Origin of the sequence: Rhodopseudomonas palustris, assembly GCF_003591005.1 — a bacterium.
GTDB classification, from domain to species: Bacteria; Pseudomonadota; Alphaproteobacteria; order Rhizobiales; family Xanthobacteraceae; genus Rhodopseudomonas; species Rhodopseudomonas palustris_K.
This window is the reverse complement of sequence record NZ_QYYD01000058.1, coordinates 1-7651: the sequence shown is the minus strand read 5'-3', so window position 1 is coordinate 7651 and position 7651 is coordinate 1. Positions and strand designations below refer to the sequence as shown.

The 7651-nt window shown below is 66.4% G+C and carries 10 protein-coding genes; 3 read left to right on the top strand and 7 right to left on the bottom strand.

Features of this window, described 5'->3' with window-relative positions:
* Nucleotides 1-197 precede the first annotated feature (197 nt).
* The 3 genes from D4Q52_RS26615 to D4Q52_RS25790 form a co-directional block, all read right to left on the bottom strand.
* Nucleotides 198-353 carry a hypothetical protein gene (locus D4Q52_RS26615; RefSeq protein ID WP_182915449.1) on the bottom strand — a complete coding sequence of 52 codons (156 nt, stop codon included), beginning with the start codon at nucleotides 351-353 and terminating at the stop codon, nucleotides 198-200.
* A gap of 100 nt (nucleotides 354-453) precedes the next feature.
* Nucleotides 454-729 (bottom strand): DUF1488 domain-containing protein, encoded by a 276-nt coding sequence (locus D4Q52_RS25795; RefSeq protein ID WP_119859448.1) that lies wholly within the window; start codon nucleotides 727-729, stop codon nucleotides 454-456.
* Between the two features lie 38 nt (nucleotides 730-767).
* Nucleotides 768-1037, bottom strand: a complete 270-nt coding sequence (locus tag D4Q52_RS25790) for a hypothetical protein (protein ID WP_119859447.1) — start codon at nucleotides 1035-1037, stop codon at nucleotides 768-770.
* A 220-nt stretch (nucleotides 1038-1257) separates the two neighbouring features.
* On the opposite strand from D4Q52_RS25790, the gene D4Q52_RS25785 reads away from it, so the two are divergent.
* The gene (locus D4Q52_RS25785; RefSeq protein ID WP_119859446.1) at nucleotides 1258-2109 is read left to right on the top strand and encodes a transglutaminase-like domain-containing protein; all 852 of its coding nucleotides are present in this window, start codon (nucleotides 1258-1260) and stop codon (nucleotides 2107-2109) included.
* Between the two features lie 58 nt (nucleotides 2110-2167).
* The gene (locus D4Q52_RS25780) at nucleotides 2168-3277 is read left to right on the top strand and encodes an ATP-dependent DNA helicase (protein ID WP_119859445.1); all 1110 of its coding nucleotides are present in this window, start codon (nucleotides 2168-2170) and stop codon (nucleotides 3275-3277) included.
* A gap of 156 nt (nucleotides 3278-3433) precedes the next feature.
* On the opposite strand, the gene D4Q52_RS25775 is transcribed toward D4Q52_RS25780, so the two are convergent.
* Nucleotides 3434-4129 (bottom strand): class I SAM-dependent methyltransferase, encoded by a 696-nt coding sequence (locus D4Q52_RS25775; protein WP_119859444.1) that lies wholly within the window; start codon nucleotides 4127-4129, stop codon nucleotides 3434-3436.
* 271 nt (nucleotides 4130-4400) lie between these two features.
* On the opposite strand from D4Q52_RS25775, the gene D4Q52_RS25770 reads away from it, so the two are divergent.
* On the top strand, nucleotides 4401-4922 hold the full coding sequence (locus D4Q52_RS25770) for a Dps family protein (protein WP_119859443.1): 522 nt from the start codon (nucleotides 4401-4403) through the stop codon (nucleotides 4920-4922).
* A gap of 342 nt (nucleotides 4923-5264) precedes the next feature.
* Here the strand turns inward: D4Q52_RS25770 and D4Q52_RS25765 are convergent, their stop codons facing one another.
* The 3 genes from D4Q52_RS25765 to D4Q52_RS25755 form a co-directional block, all read right to left on the bottom strand.
* The gene (locus D4Q52_RS25765; RefSeq protein ID WP_119859449.1) at nucleotides 5265-5789 is read right to left on the bottom strand and encodes a hypothetical protein; all 525 of its coding nucleotides are present in this window, start codon (nucleotides 5787-5789) and stop codon (nucleotides 5265-5267) included.
* Between the two features lie 39 nt (nucleotides 5790-5828).
* A complete protein-coding gene (locus tag D4Q52_RS25760; protein ID WP_119859442.1) occupies nucleotides 5829-6338 on the bottom strand; it encodes a PaaI family thioesterase in 510 nt (169 codons plus the stop codon).
* Between the two features lie 89 nt (nucleotides 6339-6427).
* Nucleotides 6428-7117, bottom strand: coding sequence for an HAD family hydrolase (locus tag D4Q52_RS25755; RefSeq protein WP_234831326.1), 690 nt, complete (start codon nucleotides 7115-7117; stop codon nucleotides 6428-6430).
* Between the last annotated feature and the right edge of the window lie 534 nt (nucleotides 7118-7651).

Genomic DNA, 7651 nt, shown 5'->3' with positions numbered 1-7651 from the left:
TACGGGGGGGGTGGGGGGCGGTGCGCGGCGCTCTCTCTTTCCGGCCCACCCCCCCCCCCGTCATTCCGGGGCGCGCGCGCTCTTCGCGCGCGAACCCGGAATCCCGAAGCGTTGTGCGGCACCGGCCTTCGCCCAATATCGAGATTCCCGGTTCGCGCAGCTGCGCTGCGCGCCCCGGAAATGACGGTGCGTGGGGCTTACGAATATTTCGGCGCGTCGGGGTTGCGGAAGATCTTGATCGGGTCGCCGGGGACCAGCTTCGGCGCGGTTAGGACCGAATAGGCGTACAGCGCCAGATAGGCGCAGGCGAGGGCACCGATCGCATAGAACAGCCAACTCGCCACACGTCGCATCGATCGCTCCTTCATCCCGCGACAGATGGCAAGAGCGCGGCAAAAGTCAAACGCGGAGGAAGCCTCGCCGGCGAGCGCAAGGCGCAGCGCCGACGCCGCGTCAGCGGAAGTCGATGCTGCGCAGGATGATGCCGGCCGGCCGGCCTTCCAGCTCCGCTCTGGCGAATTTCCGCTCGGCGCGGCTCTCGATGCTGGCGCGCAGCCGCATGAATTGCTGTTCGCGCTGCGCCGGCGCGGTGCGCTTGGCGCCGTCGATAAAATCCATCGCGTCGGCACTGATCGCGCATGGCACTTCGCTGTCACCGTTGATCATCGAAAACAGCACGACCGAGCGATCCTCGTCGTAGCCCTGAAAGCTGCCGCTGGTGAACGCCATGATGGATTGTCCTCGTATTGCCGTACCGCGAGAGCGCGTCAGGATGGGCGGATGTCGCCATCGGCGTTTCGAGCGTCGCTGACGGCGTCGGGGTCGATCGCGATCATCTCGACCGCGCTGTGATGCGGCGGCGCGCAGGGCACGGTAATCATCGTCGCGACCCGGCGAAACACCGGAAACGACAGGCCTTCGATCAGTTCCTCGTCGGTGACGATGTCGTAGGCGCCGGCAGGTAGTTCGCGATCGAGACCGCGGAGCCTGAACGGATGCACGAAGACGATGGTTTCTCGGCGTGTGCGCGTGGTCATGGACGCTCCTTGAGGCCGCTGCGTCGTGCGTCGGCCGTTTGTTTCGCGCCCCACGATTGACGCGGATGCTGCGCCTTTTCGCCCGCGATAGCCATCGAATTCGTCGGCTGCGAACCGCGTGCGGCGTATTGGCTTGTTTTTCGGCACACTCATCGCCAATTAAGGCAGGCAGCCGGCGATCAATTCCGATCGGCCCACGGCGCCTGCGGAGACCATCACCATGAAACTCCGCGTCGGTTACGAGATGATCTACGACTTCGTGCAGCCAACGCCGATGATCGTGGTGCTCGGGACCCATTTCAGTCGCGCCTCCGACGTCATCGTTCCCGATTTTCTGACTGTCGATCCGCCGCTGCAGATCACGCCGTATCGCGACATGTTCGGCAACTGGTGCAGCCGGATGGTCGCGCCGGCCGGCCGCGTCCGGCTGGCGGCGGACGGCATCGTCCGCGATTCCGGCGTGCCCGATCCTGTGGTGCCGTCGGCGATCCAGCACGCGATCGAGGATCTGCCGGCCGAGACCATCGTGTACTTGCTGGGTAGCCGCTATTGCGAGACCGATCTGTTATCCGACACCGCCTGGAAGATGTTCGAGACGACGACGCCGGGCTGGCCGCGGGTGCAGGCGATCTGCGATTTCGTGCACAACCACATCAAGTTCGACTATCAGCACGCCAGCGCCACGCGCACCGCGTATCAGGCGTTTCAGGAAGGCCGCGGCGTGTGCCGTGATTACGCGCATCTGGCGATCGCGCTGTGCCGCTGCATGAATATTCCGGCGCGCTATTGCACCGGCTACCTCGGCGACGTCGGCACGCCGAAGCCGTGGGCGGCCGGTGACTTCGCCGGCTGGTTCGAAGCCTTCATCGGCGGCCACTGGTACACCTTCGATCCGCGCAACAACGTGCCGCGGCTCGGCCGGGTGCTGATCGCGCAGGGCCGCGACGCCGCCGACGTGCCGCTGACCCAGACCTTCGGTCCCAACACCCTGGTCAGCTTCAAGGTCTGGACCGACGAGATCGACGAGCGCGCCGATGCGGCGGCGGCTTGCGCTGAGCGCGCCATAGGCTAGCTTGCCGGCCATCGAGTCGCTGCGGGTGCGCCCGCGGCGCCATTCGCCGTGAGACTGCATGACCACCTTCACCCCGATCCAGGACGCGGCGCTGAAAGCCGTCGGCGATTGGCTCAAGGCCAAGCCTGGCCGTAACGGCACACCGCTGGTGTTCCGGCTGTTCGGCTTCGCCGGCACCGGCAAGACCACGCTGGCGCGCGAGATCGCCGAGGGCGTGTCGGGCGAGGTCAAGTTCGCCGCCTTCACCGGCAAGGCGGCGCTGGTGATGCGCAACAAGGGCTGCGACGACGCCTCGACAATCCATTCGCTGATCTATCGCACCAAGGAATCGGGCGTCGAGCAGCCCAGCTTCGAATTGTGGGACGACGCGCCGGCGTCGAAGGCCAAGCTGATCGTGATCGACGAATGCTCGATGGTCGATGAGGAACTCGGTCGCGACCTGATGTCGTTCGACTGCCCGCTGCTGGTGCTCGGCGATCCGGCGCAGCTGCCGCCGATCCAGGGCGGCGGCTACTTTACCAATGCCGAGCCCGACGTGATGCTGACCGAGGTGCATCGCCAGGCGCAGGACGATCCGATCGTCCGACTGTCGATGGATGTGCGCGAGGGCAGGCGGCTCGAACTCGGCCGCTACGGCGAGACCGAGGTGGTAACGCGCGACAGCCTCGATCCGCAGCGGGTAATGGACGCCGACCAGGTGCTGGTCGGCCGCAACAACACGCGGCGCGCCTACAACGCCCGCTTCCGCCAGCGGTTGAACATCGAAGATCCGTTCCCGGTCGGCGGCGACAAGTTGGTGTGCCTGCGCAACAACCGCAAGAAGGCGCTGTTCAACGGCGGGCTGTGGCGGGTCAAATCGCGCTCGCCGATCAAGACCAAGATCATCACCATGCGGGTGACTCCCGACGAAGATTTTGGCGGCCGCCTCACCAAGGTCTCGGTGCGCAACGAGTGCTTCGCCGGCGGCATCGAGGAGATCAGCTGGGATCAGCGCAAGCCCTATGACGAGTTCGACTACGGCTATGTGCTCACCGTGCACAAGAGCCAGGGCTCGCAATGGGACGACGTCGTGCTGTTCGACGAAAGCTTTGCGTTCCAGGACTCGCGGGCACGCTGGCTCTACACCGGGATCACCAGGGCGGCGAAGCGGCTCAGTGTGGTTGTATAACGCCAAGTCAGTCTGCGCGTCACCCTCACCCCACCCCTCTCCCGCAAGCGGGAGAGGGAGCCGGCCCGTGCAGGCCGCTACGCCCACCCCGAGCACTGAGCGCCCCCTCTCCCGCTTGCGGGAGAGGGGGGGGGTGAGGGCGCCCCAGGCAGTGACTCAGCCCGCCGGCTTCGCCACGAACGACATCCGCCAAGGATTGTGCCCGACATTGCGCTCGGCCCGTTCGGCCGCGAAGCCGGCGGCTTTCAGCTTGGCCAGCATTTCGGCCTCGCTGTACCGCTGCAGGCCGATCTTGGTGCGGAGCTGGCGATAGTCGGACAGCGCCGTCCGCGCCAGGCCCCACAGCGCATCAGTGAGGAAGCCGTGGCGGGCCGCCATCTTCAAAAGCGCGGCGACGTCGCGGCCCATGCCGACCTTGGGATCCAGAATGTCACCGAGCACCAGCTTGCCGGAGCGGCTCAGAAGCCGGCGCACGACACCGAGCGCCCGGTCGAGTTCGTCCGGCTTCATGTACTGCGCCACCGAATTCATCACCACGAGGTCGATCGAGCCGTCCGGCAACGCCGGCAACTCGTCGAGCGCCCGCACCTTGATGTTCGGATGATGCGCGAACCGCGCGCTCAGCCGGCCGCGCACCCCCGGCGCTGGTTCGGCCAGGATCAGCGTCCCGCAGGCGGCCGCGACCTTGGCGGCTGACAGAGCTTCGCCGCAGGAGTAATCGAGCACCGTCGCGTCGGGCGCGGTAACGTAACCCATGATGTCGGTTGCGATCCCGTCAAAATGCACGTCTCGATGGAGCTTGCTGACATAGATCGTATGGGTCGAGTCGTAATAGTCGATCCAGTCGTCCATCAGGCCTCGCAAAGCACCATAAGCAGTTCGCCCGACGTCGCAGCGGCGCGGGTCTGCATCCTCACGGAGGACAGAGCTCGGGCCGATTTTGTTCCATCTCGGGAACGCGTCGGATTTCAGCGCGTTGTCGGGGTCTAGAGCGTTTGCCGCGTGAGGGAAACAAAAACCGCAAATTTCGGCAAGACGGCGGAGTTCCCGGCTGTCATGCTCGGTCCCGACCCGCCGCAGACCTCCCATCCCCCGAATATCGTACCAGCACAGGATCACTGCCGTGAGCAAAGCAAAATCCGTCGCCTCCGACCTCGATACCCCGACCGACCTGCCGCAGGAGGCGGTCGACAAGATCTCCGCCGCGCTCAATACGCTGCTGGCGGACGCCTTCGCGCTGTATCTCAAGACCAAGAATTTTCACTGGCACATCAGCGGCCGGCATTTTCGAGACTACCATCTGATGCTGGACGAGCAGTCGGACCAGATCTTTGCCACCACCGACGAACTCGCCGAGCGCGTCCGCAAGGTCGGCGGCGTGACGCTGAAGTCGATCGGCCAGATCGCCAAGCTGCAGACCATCAAGGACAATGACGAGGACTACGTCCCGCCGCGCGAGATGCTGCGCGAGCTGATGAACGACAACAAGAAGATGGCGGCCGCGATGCGCAAGGCCCACGAGATCGTCGACGACTGCAAGGACGCCGCCACCGCCGGCCTCCTGGAAAACTTCATCGACGAAACCGAAAAGCGCACCTGGTTCCTGTTCGAAGCCAGCCGTGTCGAGGGTAAGAACGAAGAGTAAGCCGACTCCCCCGCGCAGCGCGCCCCCTCTCCCGCTTGCGGGAGAGGGCTGGGGTGAGGGCGACGCGAGCCCAGCGCGCTCCCTCTCCCCGCCCTTGCGGGGAGAGGGGTGGGGTGAGGGGCAGCCCCAGGCACTGACCCGCCTCTGATAACAAGCAAGCCCTCGGCCGCGCGGAGACGCCCCCTCACCCGGATTGCTGCGCAATCCGACCTCTCCCCGCGCGCGGGGAGAGGTTAGGCCGCGCTTGTGGCAACGCTGCCCATCCCCGCCCGCTGCGCGCTCCCTCTCCCGCTTGCGGGAGAGGGTTGGGGTGAGGGCGACGCGCGCAGGGACTCGGCGCTGTTACTTCCACAACCCCATCAGTGCCCCATCCCTGCCGCCAACCGGATCGCTGTCCGGCAGCGCCACCTGCGGAATGCTGTTCAGCGCGCGTTGATAGTTTGCCGGCGTCGGCCGCGTCACCTGCATCTGCGCGCCGGGCGGATAGCCGCCGACCACCTCGAAATCATGCGATGCGAACAGCCGCTTGTGGCCGGTGCCGGCGGGCAGCACGGCGACGTCGCCGGGCTTCAGCTCGATCGCCTCGCCCTGTTCGCCGCCGAACAGCACCAGCGCATGGCCGCGCGCGACGCCGAGCGCTTCATGCACCGTGGCGTGATAATGCGTGTAGTCGAACACGCCGTTGCGCCACATCTGCTCGCCCCAGCCGTTGCGCGCGAACATCGCCTCGATCGCCGCCGCCGGATCCGGCCGCGCGACATCGACCGCCTGCTTGTAGATCAGTAGCGGCAGCGTGTTGTTCGGCACCAGCCCGTCGTCGTCGAAACGAAAGACGTGCGGCTTCGTCCGGTCGCGGGCGAGCGACATGATCACTCCGGCAGTTGTTGTGAGTTGCCGGAGACAACGTCACGGCGCCGATGCAGTTCCGACCGGCAGGTCGAACACCAGGCAGGTCGTGGTGGCGTGCGCGAGCAGCCGTCCGCCGCGATCGGTGATCCGCGCTTCCGCGGTGGCGGCGCGACGGCCGACATTGAGCGTGCGGCCCTCGGTGCGGATCACGCCGCTGTCTTGGCTCATGCCGCGGATGAAGCTGATCTTGAACTCCAGCGTGGTGTAGCCCTGGCCCGGCTTCAGCATGCTCTGCACCGCCAGGCCCATCGCCGAATCCAGCAGCGTCGCGGCGTAGCCGCCGTGCACCGAGCCGATCGGATTGTAGTGCCGCAGCCCCGGCTGCGAATACATCACGATCAGTCCGAGTTCGGCGACTTCGTCGAACGGCTCGATCGTCTGCATGATCGGCGGCGCCGGCAGTTCGCCGGCAAACATCGCGCGAATGAAGTCGAGACCGGACATCGACGCCATCACCTCGACCGGCGTCACGCCGTATTGCCGCTGTCGTCCGCCATCCACGTCCATGCTCGTGCTCCCGATTTGAATGATGCAGATCATATCAAGCGTCGGAGCCGGGCTCCAGTGCTGACCGGCTCCCTCCGCGGCGGCGGGTGTCAGGTGAGCGCGCGCGCCGGCACGAAACGGCCGCGCTGCTGCATCGTCGCCAGCACGGCGTGCAGGTCGGGCAGCACCGCGGCGCATCTGCCGCGGGTGGCGGCGTCGGGCTGCAGCATGTCCGGCACCATCAGGGTGATGGCCCCGGCGCTCGCAGCCGCCGCGACGCCGACGCTGGAATCCTCCACCGCGACGCAGTTCCGCGGCGCGCTGCCGATCCGCTCCGCGGCCAGCAGATACAGATCCGGCGCCGGCTTGCCGCGGGCGACGTCGTCGCGCGTCAGCACGGTGTCGAACCGGTCGCGGATGCCGGCCAGCGTCAGATGCTGGTCGGCGGTGGCGCGCAACGACGAGGTCACCACCGCGACCCGGCAACGTGCGTGTTGCAACGTGTCGAGCAGCTCCAGCGTGCCGGGCTTCACCGGCAGGCCGGTGGCGAAACGCGCATCACGCTTGCGCGCGAAAGCGCGGTTGATCTCGGCGAGTGGCACACCAGCGCCGTAGCGCGCCACCAGCAGCGCCTGACATTCCGGGCCGGGCAGGCCGATCATGCTGTGACAGGTGGCGAGCGCGTCCGGCAGCCCGAATTCGTCGAGCGTTTCGCTGAGACTGTCGAGATAGACGCGCTCGGTGTCGACCAGCGTGCCGTCCATGTCGAGCAGCACCGCCTCGATGATCCAGTCCGTCACGCGTTCAATCCCCGTCTGCCGGCGGCCGGTGCGCTTTGGCCAGCTGGCGCAGGCAGTCCGGGCACAAACAATCCGCCGCATCGGACGGCATCGGCAGCGTCACCGGCTCCGCCGCACACCAGCACCGCGCATCCATCGTACAGCCAAACTCCGCCCCGCATCCGGCACAGATCAGCCGGCGGGGCTGGGGAGGGGAGGAGGGCAATGCCGTCATGGCGGCAGTTTAGCGCCGGCCATCGCGATGCGTAAGGGCTCCACGGCGCCAACCCAAGCTGTCGTCTTGGTCAGCCCCAAGCACCGTCATTGCAAACCCGGAATCTCGAAATTGGGACGAAAGGCGGTAGCGCAGAACGCTGCGGGATTCCGGGTTCGCTCGCAAGTGCGAGCGCCCCGGAATGACGGCGGTTGGGGTTGGGCGAAGGAGCAGCGGCGAGTCGACTACTTGGCCCTACACCCCGTCATGTATGGACGGCCCCCTCTCGGCAAGAGCATTTTGGTGTTTCGGCAAATGAATCGGGGTGCGGTCATGTATAC